The sequence below is a fragment of the Algihabitans albus genome (genome assembly GCF_003572205.1).
GTDB classification, from domain to species: domain Bacteria; phylum Pseudomonadota; class Alphaproteobacteria; order Kiloniellales; family DSM-21159; genus Algihabitans; species Algihabitans albus.
Genome location: NZ_QXNY01000006.1, coordinates 88,856 through 106,436 on the forward strand (window position 1 = coordinate 88,856; position 17,581 = coordinate 106,436).

Annotated in this window: 18 protein-coding genes and 1 pseudogene; 3 read left to right on the forward strand and 16 right to left on the reverse strand. The window is 64.3% G+C overall.

What is annotated here, in order from left to right; translation table 11 throughout:
- Nucleotides 1-26: 26 nt before the first annotated feature.
- Genes DBZ32_RS17180 through DBZ32_RS17200 form a run of 5 tightly spaced genes read right to left on the reverse strand, consistent with a single transcriptional unit; the run spans nucleotide 27 to nucleotide 5,185 of the window.
- Nucleotides 27-1,637 (reverse strand): class I adenylate-forming enzyme family protein, encoded by a 1,611-nt coding sequence (locus DBZ32_RS17180; RefSeq protein WP_208539285.1) that lies wholly within the window; start codon nucleotides 1,635-1,637, stop codon nucleotides 27-29.
- Between the two features lie 8 nt (nucleotides 1,638-1,645).
- Nucleotides 1,646-2,269 carry a DJ-1/PfpI family protein gene (locus DBZ32_RS17185; RefSeq protein WP_119168482.1) on the reverse strand — a complete coding sequence of 208 codons (624 nt, stop codon included), beginning with the start codon at nucleotides 2,267-2,269 and terminating at the stop codon, nucleotides 1,646-1,648.
- 8 nt (nucleotides 2,270-2,277) lie between these two features.
- Nucleotides 2,278-3,567 (reverse strand): TRAP transporter large permease, encoded by a 1,290-nt coding sequence (locus tag DBZ32_RS17190; protein WP_119168483.1) that lies wholly within the window; start codon nucleotides 3,565-3,567, stop codon nucleotides 2,278-2,280.
- On the reverse strand, nucleotides 3,564-4,121 hold the full coding sequence (locus tag DBZ32_RS17195; protein WP_119168484.1) for a TRAP transporter small permease subunit: 558 nt from the start codon (nucleotides 4,119-4,121) through the stop codon (nucleotides 3,564-3,566). The genes DBZ32_RS17190 and DBZ32_RS17195 overlap by 4 nt, the downstream gene beginning before the upstream one ends.
- Entirely contained in the window at nucleotides 4,118-5,185 is a 1,068-nt protein-coding gene (locus DBZ32_RS17200) for a TRAP transporter substrate-binding protein (protein ID WP_162906813.1), read from the reverse strand. The genes DBZ32_RS17195 and DBZ32_RS17200 overlap by 4 nt, the downstream gene beginning before the upstream one ends.
- A 237-nt stretch (nucleotides 5,186-5,422) precedes the next feature.
- Here DBZ32_RS17200 and DBZ32_RS17205 point away from each other — a divergent pair, with 237 nt between their 5' ends.
- Complete coding sequence (locus DBZ32_RS17205; RefSeq protein WP_162906814.1) at nucleotides 5,423-6,217, forward strand: alpha/beta fold hydrolase; 795 nt, start codon at nucleotides 5,423-5,425, stop codon at nucleotides 6,215-6,217.
- On the opposite strand, the gene DBZ32_RS17210 is transcribed toward DBZ32_RS17205, so the two are convergent.
- From DBZ32_RS17210 to DBZ32_RS22880, 8 genes are all read right to left on the reverse strand, one after another.
- Entirely contained in the window at nucleotides 6,174-6,587 is a 414-nt protein-coding gene (locus DBZ32_RS17210; RefSeq protein ID WP_119168487.1) for a Rid family hydrolase, read from the reverse strand. The two genes, DBZ32_RS17205 and DBZ32_RS17210, sit on opposite strands and share 44 nt — an antisense overlap.
- Nucleotides 6,584-8,098: a class I adenylate-forming enzyme family protein gene (locus DBZ32_RS17215; RefSeq protein ID WP_119168488.1), complete on the reverse strand. Its 1,515-nt coding sequence runs from the start codon at nucleotides 8,096-8,098 to the stop codon at nucleotides 6,584-6,586. The genes DBZ32_RS17210 and DBZ32_RS17215 overlap by 4 nt, the downstream gene beginning before the upstream one ends.
- The gene (locus DBZ32_RS17220) at nucleotides 8,091-10,280 is read right to left on the reverse strand and encodes a N,N-dimethylformamidase beta subunit family domain-containing protein (protein WP_119168489.1); all 2,190 of its coding nucleotides are present in this window, start codon (nucleotides 10,278-10,280) and stop codon (nucleotides 8,091-8,093) included. The genes DBZ32_RS17215 and DBZ32_RS17220 overlap by 8 nt, the downstream gene beginning before the upstream one ends.
- Nucleotides 10,281-10,290: 10 nt before the next feature.
- Nucleotides 10,291-10,815, reverse strand: coding sequence for a MaoC family dehydratase (locus tag DBZ32_RS17225; protein WP_119168490.1), 525 nt, complete (start codon nucleotides 10,813-10,815; stop codon nucleotides 10,291-10,293).
- A 79-nt stretch (nucleotides 10,816-10,894) separates the two neighbouring features.
- Complete coding sequence (locus DBZ32_RS17230) at nucleotides 10,895-11,542, reverse strand: TetR/AcrR family transcriptional regulator (protein WP_119168491.1); 648 nt, start codon at nucleotides 11,540-11,542, stop codon at nucleotides 10,895-10,897.
- Between the two features lie 197 nt (nucleotides 11,543-11,739).
- Nucleotides 11,740-12,759, reverse strand: a complete 1,020-nt coding sequence (gene denD, locus DBZ32_RS17235; RefSeq protein ID WP_235830250.1) for a D-erythronate dehydrogenase — start codon at nucleotides 12,757-12,759, stop codon at nucleotides 11,740-11,742.
- A gap of 325 nt (nucleotides 12,760-13,084) precedes the next feature.
- Nucleotides 13,085-13,276, reverse strand: a complete 192-nt coding sequence (locus DBZ32_RS22175; protein WP_162906815.1) for a hypothetical protein — start codon at nucleotides 13,274-13,276, stop codon at nucleotides 13,085-13,087.
- Nucleotides 13,277-13,419: 143 nt separating this feature from the next.
- Complete coding sequence (locus DBZ32_RS22880; protein ID WP_407923507.1) at nucleotides 13,420-13,704, reverse strand: hypothetical protein; 285 nt, start codon at nucleotides 13,702-13,704, stop codon at nucleotides 13,420-13,422.
- A 300-nt stretch (nucleotides 13,705-14,004) separates the two neighbouring features.
- On the opposite strand from DBZ32_RS22880, the gene DBZ32_RS17255 reads away from it, so the two are divergent.
- A complete protein-coding gene (locus DBZ32_RS17255) occupies nucleotides 14,005-14,559 on the forward strand; it encodes an SDR family NAD(P)-dependent oxidoreductase (RefSeq protein WP_208539311.1) in 555 nt (184 codons plus the stop codon).
- Between the two features lie 27 nt (nucleotides 14,560-14,586).
- Here DBZ32_RS17255 and DBZ32_RS22885 read toward each other — a convergent pair.
- Both DBZ32_RS22885 and DBZ32_RS17265 read right to left on the reverse strand, forming a co-directional pair.
- Nucleotides 14,587-15,039: pseudogene (locus DBZ32_RS22885) on the reverse strand (class I SAM-dependent methyltransferase); the annotation flags it as partial.
- Nucleotides 15,012-16,475, reverse strand: coding sequence for an MFS transporter (locus tag DBZ32_RS17265; RefSeq protein ID WP_119168494.1), 1,464 nt, complete (start codon nucleotides 16,473-16,475; stop codon nucleotides 15,012-15,014). The pseudogene DBZ32_RS22885 and the gene DBZ32_RS17265, both read right to left, overlap by 28 nt.
- Nucleotides 16,476-16,556: 81 nt before the next feature.
- On the opposite strand from DBZ32_RS17265, the gene DBZ32_RS17270 reads away from it, so the two are divergent.
- Nucleotides 16,557-16,991: an Rrf2 family transcriptional regulator gene (locus DBZ32_RS17270; RefSeq protein ID WP_119168495.1), complete on the forward strand. Its 435-nt coding sequence runs from the start codon at nucleotides 16,557-16,559 to the stop codon at nucleotides 16,989-16,991.
- A gap of 39 nt (nucleotides 16,992-17,030) precedes the next feature.
- On the opposite strand, the gene DBZ32_RS17275 is transcribed toward DBZ32_RS17270, so the two are convergent.
- The gene (locus tag DBZ32_RS17275) at nucleotides 17,031-17,561 is read right to left on the reverse strand and encodes a nuclear transport factor 2 family protein (RefSeq protein ID WP_119168496.1); all 531 of its coding nucleotides are present in this window, start codon (nucleotides 17,559-17,561) and stop codon (nucleotides 17,031-17,033) included.
- Nucleotides 17,562-17,581 lie beyond the last annotated feature (20 nt).

The following is a 17,581-nucleotide window of genomic DNA, read 5'->3' on the forward strand; positions in this document are numbered from 1 at the left end:
AGGCAGCTCTCCCCGCCGGAGACCTGTCAGGGCAGCGTAGTCCAGCTTTCGCTGGCCGAGTCGTAAGCCGGCCGGCCGGCGATCTGCGCACGCAACTCGGCCTTCTTGACCTTGTTGGAGGGCGTGCGGGGGTAGTCGGCGACGAAGGCCCAGTAGCGCGGACGCTTGAAGACCGCGAGGTGAGGCTCGAGACCGGAGCGCAGAGTCGCGATCAAGCCTTCGGCCGTATCTTGCGATGGCACTCCGTCGCTGTGTTGTAGCACCGCGAGAACTTCCTCGCCGCGCAGATCGTCCGGTTCGGCGAGGGCCGCAGCCTCGACCAAACCGGGCAGGGTACAGAGAGCCGCCTCCACTTCGCGGGCGGCGATGTTTTCGGAGGAGCGGCGGATCATGTCCTTGATCCGGCCGGTGATCCAATGAAAGCCCTGCGCATTCTTGACGAAGATGTCTCCGGTGCGAAACCAGCCATCACCCGGACAGGCTTCGGCCGTGGCTTCGGGGCGGTTCCAGTACCCCTTGAAGATCGAGCGGCCGCGCACCCAGAGTTCGCCTTCGCGTCCCGGTGCCAGAATCTCGCCGTCCGGCCCCCGGACGGAGGTTTCCCGGCATGGCCCGGCGATCCCGGTGCTCGCGGTGCTCGCGCTTTCGCGCATGTCCTCGAGGCTGGCGGGCATGGCGGTGCCAAGCCCGATCTCGGTCATGCCAAAGCCTTCGCGGGCGAGCGCGCCGTAATCGGCATGAAAGCGGGCGCAGGTTTCGGCATCCCATCCGAAGGTCGCCACCTGCTTGAGCTGCGTGTCTCTTTCACGTCCGCTGCGGGGCTGGCGGGCCATCAGGATCGGGAACATGCACCAGTCGATGCGGTGATCCAGCAGCCAGCCCAGAAAGCGGCTCGCCGAAAGGCCCGGCCCGATCACCAAGGTTGCTCCATTGAGCAGAGTCTTCAGCGTGATCCATTGAGGATCCATATAAAAGTACGGCTGCGCGCTGAGAAGGCGCCGCGCCGGAACCGCGTCCCAAAGCGCGGCACTGCGGGCCAACACCAGCCAGTAGTCGTGACTGAGCATGCAGCCCTTGGGCATCCCGGTGGTGCCCGAGGTATATTGGATGTTCAGCAAGTCGTCGGGCGCAGCGCGATGGTTCGGCGGCGGCGGCGCATCCCGCAGCCCGGCGAAGAAGGCTTCGGCTTCCTGCAGTGTCGGCGCCTGGGGTGCTGCCCGTACGGCTTCCCGCGCGGTTGCGACAAAAGATGCGGCGGCGATCATCAGGCGCGCGCCGCTGTCGGTCAGTACGTAGGCCGTCTCTTCGGCCGTATAGCGGGTGTTGATTGGCACATGCACCGCGCCGATCTGCGCCAGCGCCAGCCACAGGACGGGGTACTCCCAGCCATTCGGCATCTGGATCGCCACGCGGTCGCCCGGCGCGACACCGTGCGCCGCCAGCGCACCCGCCGCTGCCGATACCAGCTGCCACAGCGCGGCATAGCTGAGCATCTCGCCTGTTTCGATCACCTCGATCGCGGTGCGCTCGGAAAAGCGGGCACATTGGGCGGCCGCGAAGTCGGCGACCGAGATCTGAGGAAAGGCGGAGCCGGCGGCTTGAAACCGATCGGCCTCGGCCCGGACTCTCTCCGCCAAGGCAGCCATCACAAGCGTTGCATATAGGCCGGTTTCCCCTCGCCCTTGTGCAGATCGCCGTAGGGCGGTGTAACGGGATAATACTCGGCGTTGTGCTGTACGATATCGGCCGCTTCGGCCCCTTGGGTTTCGGCGATGAAATGCAGAATCAGGTCGATCCCGGCGCTGACGCCGGCCGAGGTCCAGACCGAGCCGTCCCGCACGAAGCGCTCTTCGACCACATCGATGCCGGCCTCGCGCAGCGGGACGATCGCTTTCCAATGGGTGGTGGCGCGTTTGCCCTCCAGCAGACCTGCCGCCGCCAGGATGAAGGCTCCCGAACAGACCGAGAGCATGTGGTCGGCCTGTTCCGATACCCGTCGCACATAGTCGAGCGTGGCGGCGTCTTTCATTACGTCGAAGGCGGCAAAGCCACCGGGGATCAACAGCGCCGAGAGCGCGGGCGCATCGTCGAAGCCATGCTGGGCGACCAGGCTGAGCCCCTTGGCACAGGGCACCGCGCCCGGCTGGGCGGCCACGACGACGCAATCGGGGCCGTCCGCGTAATCGCGCCACATCGTGGCCATTTCCCAGGGACCGACCAGGTCCAGCTCTTCGACGCCGGGATAAGCGAGAAATCCAAAGGGTTTCATGGCGGTCCCTATTTGGCGAAAACGGTTTCGGGCAGCCACAGTGCCACCTGCGGGAAGGCCATCAGGAGCAGGATCATGAGGAAGATGATCGCGACGAACGGTGTGGCACCGACGATGACGTCCATGATGCTGCCACCCTTGCGCACTCCCTGAACGACATAGAGGTTCACGCCGATGGGCGGCGTGATCAGGGCTGCCTCCAGCAGCAGCGTCAGAACGATGCCGAACCAGATCGGGTCGTAGCCCATCGCCACCACCAGCGGCACGATGATCGGCACCGTGATCAGCACGATGGAGAAGCCCTCCATGAAACAGCCCAGTACCAGATAGAAGGCCACGATCATCAGCATGAAGGCGACGGGCCCCATGTCGAGGTCGATCACGCTGTCGGTGATCGCCTTGGAGATGCCCAGGAAGGTCAGCACGAAATTCAGGAGCAAGGCCGTCAGGATGATCGCCACCACCATCGCGGTGGTGCGCATGGTGCCTTCGATCGCTTCGCGGAGCATGGTGATCGACAGTTTGCGGCGCAGCAGCGCCAGTCCCAACGCGGCTACCACGCCGAAAGCGGCCGCCTCGGTCGGTGTGGCGATGCCCGCGTAGATGGTCAGCACCACGACCGCGAAGATGAAGAGTGGCGGCGCCAGGTCGGGCAGCACCCGCCAGCGCCGCTGCCAGGAGGTGCTGACCTTATGCCCGCCCGCGGCGGGGACGAGCAGGGTGTAGGCGGCGATGAAGCCCATGAAAAGCAATGCCAGAACGATGCCGGGGATCATGCCGGCCAGGTAAAGCCGCGGGATCGAGGTTTCGGTCAGTACGCCATAGATGATCAACGCCACCGATGGCGGGATCAGAATGCCGAGCGTCCCGCCGGCGGCCAGCGTCCCCAGAAACAGCCGCTCGCTGTAGCCGCGTCTCTCGATCTCGGGGACCGCCACGGTGCCGATGGTGGCCGCCGTGGCCACCGAGGAACCGGACGAGGCCGCAAAGAGCGAGCAAGAGCCGATGTTGGCGTGCATCGTGCCGCCCGGCAGCCAGGACAGCCACTCGACCAAGGCGGCGTACATTCGCTCCGCGATGCCGGACCGCAACAGGATCTCGCCCAGAAGAATGAAAAAGGGGATCGCCACCAGCGATTCCGAGGCCATAGATTGCCAGGCGATTTCCCCGATCATGCGCTCCAGCGGGACCGGGGTATAAAAGGTCGTCAGCAGCGCGGCGAGAAGCGCCAAACCAGCGGTGACCGAGACCGACAGCGCCAGAATGCCGAGCAGCAGAAGAATCGTGCTGGCGATCATGATGGATGCTTTTCAACGGAAGACAGCTCGATCTCGACATCGTTGGCCGGAGTCAGCGGCTGCATCGATCGGCGCGCATAGGCACGCAGACCCACCGCCAGTCCGGCGACCGCCGTGAAGGTCAATCCGATCGCCCAGATGCCTTGCGGCCAGACCATGGGCACGCGCAGAACGGTGACCGATCGAGCGCCGCTGGCATAGGAGGCGATGGCGAGATTGACCGCGTACCAGGCGATGACGCTGAACACTGCGGTAAAGGCGGCCCAAGCCAGCAGATCCATGGCTGTGCGTAGCGGTGCGGGCAGAAGATTGCGGATGATCTCGATCCGGATATGGGCGCGCTGAAAGAGCGTATAGCCGAACGAACAGGTGGCCGAGGCGGCAAAGACATAGGTGACGATTTCGTCGACTGAGCCTAAAGAGACTCCGGCGAATTTGCGTAACAGCGCTTCGAGCGTGATCAAGAAGGCCATGGCGATCAGAGCGATGCCGGACAGCCAGACGAGACTTCTCGACCCCAACTCGATCAGGTCGGCAAACCTGCCAAGAATCACGGCTGCGCCTCGATCCCGATTACGGTACCGGCCGTCTCGTTCCACAGCGCCGTGCAGTCGGGCCCGCAGCGCTCGGCGTAGCGTTTGAGCACGAAGTCCCGCAGCACCGCCTCGCGGATTTCGGTGTTAACGGCGCTGTCGCGCACCAGCGTCATATCCGCAGGCTCGCCATAGCGGCAGGGTTGACCGCCATCGATCACGGTGCCGGTCAGACAGGCGATCCCCTGTTGTTCGGTTTCCTTAAGCGCCGCCCAGGCCTTTTCGGCGAAAGCCGTTGCCGTTTCCATCATCGCGGCTTGGCCCGCTTCGCCGAGGGCGTCCCATTTGGCCATGTTCATACCGACTGCGGCGATCCCGGCCGAGACCGGTGTTTCGTAAAGGTAGCCCACCACATCCTGCCACTTGGCCGCATACATGCTCACGCCGCTGGAGATGCCGCAGTCGATGACGCCGCGCTGAAGGGCGGTGGGCACTTCGGAGAGCGGGATCGAGACCGAAACGCCCCCCAACCCCTCGGCCAGGTCGCCCAGTGTGGTCGAGTAGACGCGGATCTTGCGTCCCTGGAGGTCGGCCAGGGTCTCGAAAGGCTCGGTGCAGACCAAAACCTGCGCGGGGAAGGGGTAGCTGATCAGGTATTTGACACCGTGGATGTCCTCCATCGCCCGGCTGACCACCGGCTCGTAGGCGGTGACCAGCGCGCGTGCCTCGTCCGTGTTGGCCGGGGCAAGGGCAAGGTCGATGCCCTCGAACACGGGATCGCCCGAGGCGATATAGGCCAGCGCCATGAACCCGGCGTCATAGACGTTGCTTTGCAGCAGCTTGACCGTTTCAAAGCCCTTCAGCCCCAGTTCCGTCATGGCGGTCACTTCGCCATTCAGCTTGCCGCCCGTCATTTCGGGCAGCAGCGTCTCGAACATCGGCTCCTCATGTTCCTTGAACATCGCGCCGGTCGACCAGGTGCCGACGACATTGAAGGTCATCTCGGGCACTTCGGCGGCGACAGTGGTTGTGGTGGCGGCTGTGGCGGCGACGCAGAGTGCGGCGGCTATTCCAGCGGATCTCATATCTTCCCCCTCCCCATTACGTTTGGCGTTTCCTGTCGAAAAGCTGGACATAATTTTAATAGTTTGTCAAATTCTTGTTTCCAGAAAATGCGGAGCGATGCCGGGGATGTCCGGAGCCGTTCTCATGCCGCGCTGAGTGCGCAGCGGTCGGCGCGAAAAGATGAACAGTAATGTCAAAAAGCGTCTGGTCTCTCGCGCGTTTAAAGCCTGAGCCAGGGGAAGACAGCGATGAGTCTGATGGAGATCAACGGGACGCGGCTTTTTGTCGAAGACAGTGGCGGCGACGGCCCGCCCGTTGTTTTCACGCACGCGCTGTTCTTCTCCGGCCGGATGTACGCTGCGCAGGTTGCCGGATTGAAGGGCGGCTATCGCTGCATCACGGTGGATTGGCGCGGCATGGGACGCAGCGCCAAACCGCTCGGGGGTTACGATGTGGACAATCTGGCCCGCGATGTGATGGCGCTGGCCGACGCGCTGCATCTGGACCGTTTTCACTGGGTCGGCATGTCGGTGGGCGGGGTGACGGGGTTGCGCAACGCCGCGCAAAATCCCAATCGCATCTTGTCGCTGGCGGTGGGCGGTGCCTCGGCGGAGGCCGAACCGCTCGAAAAGCTGCGGCGTTATGAAACGCTGCTGGCCGACTACGCCCGCGATCCGGCCAGCGTTCTGGACCGGGTTGCGCCGATACTCTACGGGTGCCGGTTTCGCGAGGCGCCCGAACACGCGGAAGCCTATGCGCGTGAGCGGTCCTTGATCGTGGAGAACGACGGTCCTGCGGTGCAACGCGCTGCCGCCCCGATCCTAAGGCGCGTCGATATCCGGCATATGCTGGCACATGTGCGCTGCCCCACCACTGTGTTCGTCGGCGAGGAGGATGGCGCGAACGGGCCGGAGAAAGCCAAGGTGATCGCCCAGGGCGTTCCGGGCGCCGAACTGCATATTCTGAGGAACGTGGGCCATCAACCCAATGTCGAGGCCGCCGAGGCGGTCACCGCTCTGCTGCTGGATCATCTGAGCCGCGCCTCGCGGTAGCGGCTTCCGCCTCGATATAGACATGCATCCCCTCGATGTGAAACCCGGCGACGCAGATCACCGAACAAGCCGGAGGGTGGGCATCGAAGAGCGGATGCTGCGCGCGCAGAATTTCGTCCAGTTGCCCGTAGTCGCGCAGATAGATACGCAGGCGCGTGACATCCTTCAGCGCGAGGCCCAGCGCCTGCAACGCCTCCTCGATCTGGCGGAACACGTCCCGTGTCTGCGCGTAGGCGCCGGACGCCACCAACGCACCCTCGGAATCGGTTGGCCCCGTGGCCGAGACCTGCACCAGGTCGCCCACGCGCATTGCGCGGGAAAAGGCAAGCTTGTCGCGAAAGACACTGCCGGGCGGGACACGGCGACTCACCGCGGCGCCCTGCGTACGGCGTTGCGGTCGATCTTGCCATTGGGCAGGCGGGGCAGCCCATCGCGCAAATGGAACCGACGCGGCAGCTTGTAGCCGGCCAGCACGGCGCGGCAATGCGTCTCCAACTCGGCGGGATCGGGCCTGGCGTTGGTCTGGCGCAGCTCGATCGCCGCTTCGACCCTTTCGCCATAGACCTCGTCCGGTGCACCGAAGACAACCACTTCGGCCACGGCGGGATGTCGTTCGAGGACCTTTTCGACCTCGCGCGGGTAGACGTTGTAGCCGCCGCTCTTGATCATCTCGCGCGCCCGCCCCATCAGGACGACGCGGCCATCGGGGCGTTGCATCGCAAGATCGCCGGTGTGCAGCCAGCCGTCTTGGGTGAAGACTTCGCCGGTGGCCTTTGCGTCGTTCCAATAGCAGCGCAGCGTACAGCTTCCGCGCGCCTGCACCTCGCCCACCGCGCCGGGCGCTACCGGCTGGCCCGACCCATCCGCGATGCGTGTCTCGAAGCGCGGATCGAACCGACCCACGGTGTTGAGAAGCACCTCGTCCGGATCGGTTTTGTCCGACCAGGTGAGCGTGCTCATGGTTTCGGTCTGCCCGTATTCGACAAAGATATCCGCATGAAGGCCGCGCAGCGCCGCAAGCGTCTTGGCGGAGACCGGGCCGCCGCCGATCCCGATACTGCGCAGGTGGGGCAGGGCCAGTCCCGCGAACTCGGCCTGTCGGACGCAGAGGGTGAACATCGCGGGGACTTGCAGCCAGGTCGTGATCTTCTCGCGCGCCAAGATCTCCAGTACGGCGGCGGGGTCGAACTTCGGCTGAAACATCAGCGCGCCCCCACTCACCAGACCGGCGAGGGTCAGGTTCATGATGCCGCCCACGTGATTCACGGGCAGGTTCGACAGATAGCGCGCTTGCGCTCCGTCCGGCCAGAGATCGGACAGGCGATGCTGTCCGATCGCGGCGTCGATCAGTCCGCCATGATGCAGCGCGGCCCCTTTTGGCTTGCCGGTGGAGCCTGAGGTGAAAACGATCACCGCCACGTCGTCGGCGGAGCCTTCCGACGGCAGCGCGCCGCCATCGGCGCCCGGCAGGGCTGATAGCGAGGCAATGCCATGGCAGGGCAGAGCGGGTGCCACCGCTTCAACCCGTGCGGCCAGTCCGGCATCGCTGCGGGTATCGACAAGCGCGAGGACCGGGTCGGTCAGGCGCAGAACGTGGGCAATCTCCGCTTCGGTGTAGCGCGGGTTCACGCCCACGTAGATGGCCCCCAGCCGCGATGTCGCCATCAGAGCCGTGTAGTAAATCAGCCCCGGGGCGGCTGCCACGGCCACCCTCTCGCCTTTCGTCACGCCTTCGCTGCGTAGCCATCGCGCCAAGGCGGTCGCCTTTTCGTCGAGCGCGGCGTAGCTGCACCGCGCCGCGCCCTCCACCGCGGCCTCCGCATCGGGGGTCCGGGCGGCGTGGTGTGCCAGATAGTCGTCCATCGTCCGGAGCTCAGTCATCCGCACCCTTCAGCGTCAGGGGAGCGGGGTCGAGAAACCGGCGGAGGACGTTGTCGGTGATCCGCGCGATATCGTTGTCCCATTCGTCGTGATCCAACGCGGCGATCCAGGTCATCGATCCCACCGAGAAGACCGCGCCGCCCGCGGGCAGCGCGCGCAAGGTCACGTCGGCGCGCACCTTGGGGTCGGCGAAAGGCGGGACGGTCGAGAGCATCTCTTCGATCGTGCGCATCATCGCGGGCGTGTGCCCGGTCGAGGAGGCTAGGACGATCGTGTCGGACGACGTGCCGAGCGCCGGGTCGGCGCGGTCGATCTCCTGTCCCGCCGCACCGCCTCCAAGCCAGCCGTGTGTACCGAAGGCCGGACCCTCAACGCCGTCCAGCACAAAGGCGGCGGCGCTCTCGCGCACACCGTCCCGCAGCAGGTAGTGGCCGGAGACGTCGAAATCGCCCTGCGCCGCAAAGCCGACATCCACCAGCCGGTTCGGTGGGCGGCCCAGCCTCCGCCACAGCCCGCCATACCGGCCGTCCATTGCGTGATATCCTTCGCCGGGTGCCGCGATCCAGGCGCGGGTTCCGTCCTCGGCTCGGCGAACCTCGATCGTCCCCGTCTCCGGGCACGCGCTGATACGCCAGTAGAATCCATTGCCCCCCAGATACATCAGCCGACCGCCGCGATGGGTAAAGGCCTCCAGCGCGTCCAGCATCTCTGCGCTGTAGTATTCGGGGTGATTGCCGGTCAGGACGCAGGCGTAGTTCTGCAGGGCCGCAATGCCTTCTCCGTGCAGGTCGCCGTCGGTCAGAATATCGTATGGCGTATCGAGATGTTCCAGAAAGCCCAGCAGCGCGGCATCGACGGGCAGGCCCCAGGGCCGGATGCCGAACCGCATCGTCAGAAGCGGGCGGCGGGGCGAGGAGAACAGGCTCGGTGACCGGTCGTCATGCAGATCGTACTGCGAGCGACCCAGGGCCGGATGGGCGGCCAGCGTCTCTTCATCCGGGTAGCTCCGCACACCGAAGTCCGGCCCGCGCATCGCGTTCCGGGCGTTGCCGTAGCTGAGATAGGTGAAGGTCGGCAGCAGCACGGCCAGTCGGGGCGGGACGCCGACGGCGGCGGCGCGTACGGCAAAGGGAATCAGATCGGCGCCGTCGGTGTTTTCGACCCGCGCGGCATAGAGGCCCGGCGGCCAATCGGGCGGGATTTGCAGCGTGATATCGTCCGGCCAGTCGCAGTCGTCCAGGTCGTCGGAATGGAAATGAACGGCGGCGTAGTGGTCCGGCGCGCTCGGCCAATCGAAGTGCCGCCCGTCCCAGAACGCGCCGGTGACGGCGCGTGCGGGCCGGTTGACCAACCGGCCGTCGCAGCGTGCCGGACCGTCGTCGTGAATTCGCTGGCTATCGATTCCCTTGGCGAAGTTCCAGTCCGCCAGCCGGTCCGGACCGAGCCGGAGCAGACCGGCGCGACCGGCCTGCAGGGCTCTGCTCAGGTGGGTGCCGCCGATCTGCGCCAGCGCGGGCGACTCCAGTCTGCCGTCGAAGAAATCCGTGATCCGGCCCGCACGGGAAACCGCGGCCATGCGCACCTGCTCGATCTCCGGAACGGCGTCCAGCCTGCCGCTGGCCGTCACCTCGCGCGCGCCGGGCAGCAGGGCCGATAAGGTGACCGTTCCGCCCTCAAGCGTGCAGACCAGGATCGACCAGGCGGCCCTGGGCAGAGGCGATTCCAACACGGCGCAGAGCCGCTCGCCGAATCTGAGGGCCGGGTGGCCGCGGTCATCCAGCCCGAGAACGAGCGGTGCTCCCCGGCTTTCCGCCGTGCCTTCCCCCGTGCCTTCCCCCGTGCCTTCCAAGGACAGGATCGCCGCGTGCCGGGGCGGTTTCGCGGTGGGATAGACCCAGGCGCCCAGGCTCAACACCCGGCAGTTCGCAAGGCCCGGCGGCGCGGGTGCCAGGCCGTACGACCCGGCGGGAATGGGCCGGTGCCGGCAGGGATAGGGGCCGCTGGCGGGATGGGCGCAGGTCTCCAGCCGAGGAACCGCGCCGGCCTTCGTCCAGTCCGCGCCCCGGACCCGTTGCAGCGTCAGTTCGCAACTTTGCGCGCTGGCGGACGACAGTTTGAGCCCGATCTGCCCACCCGCGCGCACCGAGAAGGAGCTGGCGTATCCGATCAGCCCACTGGCCATACCGCGCGGCTCAGACGGCCTTCACCGGCATGTCGGGGCGACGCGCTCGCGCATCGGAATTGGCCACGATGAAAAGCCAGTCGCAGATGGCGGCCGGGCGCGTCTCTCCTTCGATTTCGACCGTGAGGGTAATGGTGACGATGTGGCTGTCGTCTTCGCGGGCGCGCAGGGACTTCAGTTGCGCTGCCCCGCGAATGCGTTTGCCGGCCCGCACCGGTGCCATCAGACGGATCCGGTCGAAGCCGTAGTTGATCTTGTAGGCCTCGCGCGAGCCGCGCGGCAGGATGTCGTTCACCATCGCGGTCATCATCGACAGCGTCTGAAAACCGTAAGCGATCGTACCGCCGAAGGGGCTGTTCTCGGCGGCCCACTCGGGATCCATGTGCATCGCGTCGCGGTCCTCCGTCAGGATGCCGAAGGCGTCGATATCGTCCTGCTGTATCTCGAACCAGCGCGATATGCCAAGGGGCTGGCCGATAACGATCTCAAGTGCGGCAAGATCCGAGAAATCGACGGCAAGGCTGGATGCGGACACGGGTGCGGCTCTTTCAAAATTGACAAAGGACCCGGCTCAGGTCGGGCTGCCGTCAGCTTTTAGAAATTTTACTTTCTTGTCAAATTATTTCAGGACCGAAGCGTGCTTTCACCGAGCGCACCGCCTGCACTGCCATGCTGCGTGCGGCGGCGCCGATGGTCAGCTTGCCGCCGGGGCGGTACCAGGAGACCGAATAGGAGACCAGACCGAGGACGCCAAAGGCCAGGATAGTGGGATCGCCGTCGATGAAATCGCCAGTCTGCTGACCCTGCTGGATGCGTTCGCGGTAAAGCGCGAGCACATGGCGCTGCAGATCGGTGATCTCCGCGCGGTCCTCCTCGCTAAGGGAGGAGGCGTTCCGCAGCGGGCCGTAGATGAACGCGTTGACAAAAGACACCTCCTGTCCCCGCGCGAGTTCGTGCTGAACATGCGCCTGGCACAGAGCCATAAGCCGCAATTCGGGATTTTCAGGCAGACCGGCCTGGCTCTCTTCAAGCTCGGCGATCAGCCCCTTCATGGCCTTGCGGACCGCCTCGAACACGATTTGGTCCTTGGATTTGAAATAGTAGTAGAGGGCGGGATGGGTAATGCCCAGATGGGCGGCGATCTCTTTCAGGCCGGTTCCCTCAAGCCCGTGGCGCGAGATATGCTCCAGGGCGCCTTGCAGAATATCCTCGCGCTTGCGCCCGTGCTTGGCGGGTTTCTTCTTGATCTGTTTTGCGGGCATCTCGAGTCTGTCCGTTGCTGTTTTTCCGGGGCTACCAGATTGCCCCGGGAAGGTCACGCAGCGAATTATCGACAGGTTTGTTTGAAAAACCGTGGGGCGGCCGAACCGGCAGCGCGCAGGGCCGGAGCTCCAACGAGCGTGAGCGCGACGTGGACCGCGGCTTGACGTCGGTTTGAGAGAGCGGGATCGCTCTCGTGTTACGCGCCGGTTCCCAACTCGTCCTCGAGATAGACGCGGATGATCTCGTCGAACGACGTCTCGGCCCGAAAGCCGAGGGTGCGTGCCCGGCTCGGCTCGAAGCCCGTGGCCCAGTTTTGCACGATCCGCCGGATCGCCTCATCGGGTTCGCGACGGATCAGTTTGGGGACGTCGGCGCCCATGACACGCCCCAGGGCCTCGATCTCTTCGCCCACCGTTGTCGACAGACCCGGCATGTTCAGGTTGCGATGGGGACCGACGGCATCCGGATCCAGGCCGGCCGCATGCACGAAGAACTCCACAGCGGCCCGCGGACTGGCGAACCAGTGCCGCACGTCTTCCGAGACCGGCAACACGGCCTCCTGTCCGTTGATCGGTTCGCGCAGAATGTTGGAGAAGAAGCCGGAGGCCGCCTTGTTGGGACGGCCGGGCCTGATCACGATGGTCGGCAGCCGAATGCCGATGCCATCCATGAAGCCTCGCCGGGTATAGTCGGTCAGCAAAAGCTCGCCGATGGCCTTCTGCGTGCCGTAGCTCGTCAAGGGCGTTGAATGGAAGCTGTCGGGGATGACGCTCGGAAAGGGCGCGCCGAAGACTGCGATGGAGGAGGCGAAAATCACGCGCGGGCGATAGCCATCGGCCGCCTGTGCCTTGCGGATCGCCTCGAAGAGATCGCGCGTGCCGTCGACATTGATCCGGTAGCCCTTCTCGAAATCGCTTTCCGCTTCTCCGGAGACGATCGCCGCGAGATGGAAGATGATGTCGGGGCGATCGTCGATCAGACGGACGGCGGCCCCCTTGGCGGTAAAATCGAGCGCTCGGGTGACGAGCTTTACAGTTGGGCCGCCCCGTCCGGTCGGTTCCACCCGAGTCGGTTTCATGCCGGTCGGTTCCGTGACGTCGACCAGAGTCATCTCATCGATGCTGCGCCCCGCGACTCTTCCCTCCCGGACCAGGCGCTCACTCAGTTTGCGCCCGATCATGCCGCCGGCGCCGATGATGAGGACCTTCATATGCATGGGTCTTTCGACTCCTGGAAAGCGTCAGTCGGAGCGGAGCAAGGTCGAAGGCGTCTCCCGTCGCGGCCATCTCCCCGACGGCTCGAAACCGAGAGCTTGAATAGCGCCGGCGATCGGGGCAAGGCGTTCAGTGCTATGCCACGACGAAGCGGGCCGTCGCGAAACCGCCGAGCGCGAGGTGACGGTCGTCGACGGGGTGCAGGCGGTCGAGATATCGCGCATCCTGTGCCGGCTCAGTAAAAGTGCTCACGTCGAGCTGCGCAAGACCCTCGGGTTGGGCGGGCCGTTCCGGCGACGGCGTCCCGGGCGTAATCTTCGCGACCAGCTACTCGGCCGGGCCGGCCCGTTCGGCCGCAACGGCTTGAACCCGGTCGGGGCCTCCGCCTTTCACGGTGCGGCCGGCCGAGCCCGATATCCGGGCGAGCGCCCGCAAGACATGGTCAATCGGCAGAACTCCACCAGCCTCGTCGAAGTAAGGCTGCGGGTGGTCTTGCACGGCCTGGACGATTGCCGACATGGTAAAGCCAACGGGATTGAGACGGTCGAGCGGCGGACTTGCTTGGCGATCCCAGACGATCGCAGGTCGTTCCGGATTGGGGGATCGAACCGCCAGACCGCTCGAGATGGGACGGCTCCACAGGGTTCCGACAGGGTGTAGCTCTACGACCCTCTGATCATCGGACGGTCGACATCTGAGTTCATCTGTCCCGCGCCGCGTCGAGATGCTTGCGGATGCGCTCGAGCGTCGGCAGAACGGCGGCGACCTCCTTTGGATCGATGATCTCCGACCAGCCCTGCGCCTGCCCGCTTGTAGCGCAGAACCGGAACTTGCGGAATGACCAGGTGTTTGGTGGCGATCTCGTCCTGCAACCTCGCGTTCCCGCTGCGGTAGGCTCGCCCGATGTGCGTCCCGATCGCAGCGATGGTTCGGCCGCCCTGTGCAATGGCGGCGCGATGCGCGGCCGTATCGGCGCCTGGCGCGAAGCCGGAGACGACCGTGAAACACGGTCGCGCCCGGACCGACGGCGACTGATCTGTTCCTCAACGGCAAACCAGAAGAAGTCGTCGACCGCCTCGCTAAATTGGCACCGCTCGAACGTCTGGGCCAACCCGCAGATATCGCGGCAACGGTCGCTTTCCTTGCCGGTTCGGACGGCGGCTGGATCAACGGTCAGACGCTGCGTGCCAATGGCGGGGTCATCTGAGCCTGGCCGTCCAACATTCATATCTGAAAGAGAGTCCATCATGAGCAAGATCGTTCTGATTACCGGCGCATCGCGCGGCTTCGGTCGACTTGCCGCCGAAGCCCTCGCCAGGGCCGGCCATACCGTCTACGCCTCGATGCGCAACACCGCTAGCCGCAACGCCGCCGAGGTCGACAAGATCAAAGCCTTCTCGAAGGCGAACGGTGTCGATCTGCGCGCCGTCGATTTGGACGTACAGTCGCAGGGGTCCGTCGACACAGCGATCGCCAAGGTCATTGCAGAGGCAGGTCGCATTGACGTCGTTATGCACAATGCTGGCCACATGGCATTCGGTCCGGTCGAGGCGTTCTCGCCCGAGCAGTTTGCCGAACTCTACGACATCAACGTGGTAAGTGCGCAGCGCGTTAACCGGGCAGTCCTACCGCCGCTCGACGGCAATCACAGTGTCGATGACGGTGGCGGTCTGACCGTCCGGTCCATTCGCGACCCGTTCGACCGGGCCAACGAACAGGTTGCGCCATTCCAAGGGGCTGAGATCGAGAGCGGCCATTTCGTCTTCGGCGGTGGGGTAGGCCGTATCCGGGTCAGACCATGACCAGGGCGCGCGGGAGCCGTGCGCTCCGATCAAAAGCAAGCCGCCCGGTGCAACAGTGTTTGCAGCGCGACGCAGTGCCGACACCCGATCAAACTTCCCCGGCGAGTGCAGGAACATGGCCGTCGCCAGGTCGAATTTCCCATCCGGAATAGACACGGCCAGATCATGCCGCTCAAAGGCTGTGCGTTTGGCGACGTCGGCCTTTTGTGCCGCTCGCCTTGCCGCAACGAGGGCGGACTCTGCCACATCGACGCCGGTGACGATCCAGCCCTGTTTGGCGAGCCAGATCGCATCATCACCCCGGGCACAGCCAAGCTCCAAAGCGCGTCCGGGCGTGCGGCCCTTTGCAAAGCGGACAAGGATGGCCGAAGGACGACCGCCTGAGGGTTTAGTCATCTTCGCGTAGTGACTTTCCCAGAAGGTGGTCGGATCATCGTGCTGTCGGGGGACTGTCATGTCGTGGCCTTTCTTGCTTTCCATGCCGATACGCCCACGAGCAGGGTCAAAATCGTAAAGACAGCGATGGAGTAGGTTGTGGCTGTTGCGGCGGCGTCCACGAAGCGCGGCGCAATGTCGGTTCCGGCGTCCATCCCACCTTCACCGAGCAGCCCGAAGAAGATCGACCCCGCAATGGCGATGCCAAGGGCCGCACCGATCTGCTGGAAGGCTTGCACGGCCCCTGAGCCTGCACCGGCATCCTGCGACGCGACGCTCGACATGGTGACCTGGAACAGCGACATGATCGCAGTCCCCATGCCAAAGCCACAGATCAGAAGGGGCGATATGAATGCGTAGGGGTTCAGCTCAACGCCCGTGGACTTGATGGCAAGTTGCAGGCCGATCATGCCGAAAACCAGCAGCGCCGCGCCTGTTGCGATGCGCAGAGACAGATAGCGGTTTCCGAACCGTTCTGTCGTCATCGAGGCGAGCATGACGCCGACCGGGAAGGGCGCGGTCACGAGGCCGCTCTGCAGTGCCGTCAGACCGAATCCCGATTGCAGGAAAACAGCCAGGACGAGGAAAAGACCCGGTACGCCGCTGAAGAACAGCGTCACCAGACCGAGCCGCTGCAGGTAGGGCGCGTTCGCAAGAAGACCGGGCGGCATCAGAGCCGACAGGCCCGCCGCGCCGCACTTTCTTTCATAAGCCAAGAAGCCAAGCGCCACGGGAACCGATGCGGCAATCGCGGCAAAACACCACCACGGCCACCCAAGGGCGCGGCCTTCAATCATCGGCAAGACAAGCAGGACCGCGGCGATGGTGAACAGGCCCGTGCCGATCCAGTCGGGCTGGGTCTCGATGTCGGCATCCAATGCCGGAACAAATACCTGCGCACCGACCAGTGCCGCGATACCAAACGGAACATTGACCAGGAACGCCAAGCGCCAGCCGAGATCGCCAATATCTGCAGAGATCAGCGCCCCACCGATGATTGGACCGGCCACAACGGCCAGACTGGACACGGTGCCGAAAAGACCGAAGACACGGGACTTTTCCTCCGGCAGGAAGATCACATGCGCGATGGCGAGGACCTGGGGTACCATCATGGCCGCTGCGATGCCTTTCACCGCGCGGGCCACAATCAGGCTGACGACATCCGGCGCGAAACCACAGACGGCGGAAGACAGGGTGAACCCGATCAGCCCCCAGATGAACATCCGCCGCCGCCCGAAGACATCACCGAAGCGTCCGCACGGCAGAAGGCCGACCGCAAGCGCCAGCACGTAGATTGCTGCAACCCATTCAAGCTGCGTCGAGGTCGCCCCAGTGTCTGCCTGAATTTGCGGGAGAGCCACGTTCACGATGCTGACATCCATCAGGTTCATGAAGCTGGCGAGGAACAGAACGGACAGCGCTGCCCATCGGTTGTTGGCGGCGGTGACGGGCCCGTGACTGGCTTTTGATACGATAGTCATGTAACATCATATGTATCATGAATCGGCGGATGTCAATCTTTCGTGCGTTCAAATGTTACGTGAAAAGAAAAAAGGCCCCAAATGAGACAGGACAATCGGCTCTCCCGCGTGCTCCACACGCTCTTGCATCTCGATGAGATGGACGGGCCTGCCACCTCCCAGCAAATCGCCCAGATGCTTCAGACGAATGCTGCCGTAGTGAGGCGCACGATGTCAGGTTTGCGGGAAACCGGGATAGTCACATCGACTAAGGGTCACGGGGGAGGCTGGTCTTTGGCGAAGCCGCTGGACCAGATCACCCTCCTGGTCATCTATGAGGCACTCGGCTCGCCGCAGCTATTCGCAATTGGTAACGACGATAATGATCCAAGCTGTCTACTGGCGAAGTCAGCCTATGCCGCCACTAACGAAGCGTTGGCGGCGGCGCGACGGCAATTCGAGCAATCGCTGGGCGGGATCACCGTCGCACAGCTCGCGGAAGGGGGTCATTCTGCCCTCAGCCGTAAACGACCCTAGCCACGGCATCCTCGATCCTAGCCGACGTGATGTCCGCTATCAGTCGGTCCTTTCATCTGGCGCGTTTACCGGATCACGTGCGAGGAGCGCAGCAAAGGCGGCAGTGTCGAGAAACGCAGTTACTTCGGTGACCGCGTCCCCCTCCATTGTGAAGATCCACAGATAGCTGTTTCTATAAACATCGCCAGCTGCCGTTCGCCCTTCGCCATCGAAGTGTATAAGGACTTCGTCTCCATCTGCCCAGAGTTCGCGCAGAGTGGGACTTAGTCTTTCACTCATGCGTTCGCTGAAAGGCTCGACAGTGCGGGAGAGAAGCTCTTTTTTCCCGCGATATGTTCCCGAGACGACCGAATCAAAGCCGGTGATGGTCCATACGACGTCCTCATCAAGTAAGTCGAACACGTTGAACGTACCCGCCTCCCAGCCTTCGAAGGCGTCACGGACGACCTGGCGGTTTGTCTCCTCGATCAAAGCTTGGTCTGCGGCGTTGGCTGGGCGAACAGGCGCGGCTGTCAGGCAAACAGCGATGCCCAGGCTCAGTGTGACACCGCGGATCACGTTTGGGGGCATGTTCCACTCCTTAAATTGCT

Bases quoted from the DNA above. Each gene is read 5' to 3' on its own strand.
- DBZ32_RS17265 (WP_119168494.1), bottom strand. From the start codon at position 16,475: ATGACTATCGTATCAAAAGCCAGTCACGGGCCCGTCACCGCCGCCAAC.
- DBZ32_RS17185 (WP_119168482.1), bottom strand. From the start codon at position 2,269: ATGAAACCCTTTGGATTTCTCGCTTATCCCGGCGTCGAAGAGCTGGAC.
- DBZ32_RS17205 (WP_162906814.1), top strand. From the start codon at position 5,423: ATGGAGATCAACGGGACGCGGCTTTTTGTCGAAGACAGTGGCGGCGAC.
- DBZ32_RS17270 (WP_119168495.1), top strand. From the start codon at position 16,557: ATGAGACAGGACAATCGGCTCTCCCGCGTGCTCCACACGCTCTTGCAT.
- DBZ32_RS17215 (WP_119168488.1), bottom strand. From the start codon at position 8,098: ATGACTGAGCTCCGGACGATGGACGACTATCTGGCACACCACGCCGCC.
- DBZ32_RS17275 (WP_119168496.1), bottom strand. From the start codon at position 17,561: ATGCCCCCAAACGTGATCCGCGGTGTCACACTGAGCCTGGGCATCGCT.
- DBZ32_RS17190 (WP_119168483.1), bottom strand. From the start codon at position 3,567: ATGATCGCCAGCACGATTCTTCTGCTGCTCGGCATTCTGGCGCTGTCG.
- DBZ32_RS17220 (WP_119168489.1), bottom strand. From the start codon at position 10,280: ATGGCCAGTGGGCTGATCGGATACGCCAGCTCCTTCTCGGTGCGCGCG.
- DBZ32_RS22175 (WP_162906815.1), bottom strand. From the start codon at position 13,276: ATGTCGGCAATCGTCCAGGCCGTGCAAGACCACCCGCAGCCTTACTTC.
- DBZ32_RS17255 (WP_208539311.1), top strand. From the start codon at position 14,005: ATGAGCAAGATCGTTCTGATTACCGGCGCATCGCGCGGCTTCGGTCGA.
- DBZ32_RS17230 (WP_119168491.1), bottom strand. From the start codon at position 11,542: ATGCCCGCAAAACAGATCAAGAAGAAACCCGCCAAGCACGGGCGCAAG.
- DBZ32_RS17200 (WP_162906813.1), bottom strand. From the start codon at position 5,185: ATGAGATCCGCTGGAATAGCCGCCGCACTCTGCGTCGCCGCCACAGCC.
- denD (WP_235830250.1), bottom strand. From the start codon at position 12,759: ATGCATATGAAGGTCCTCATCATCGGCGCCGGCGGCATGATCGGGCGC.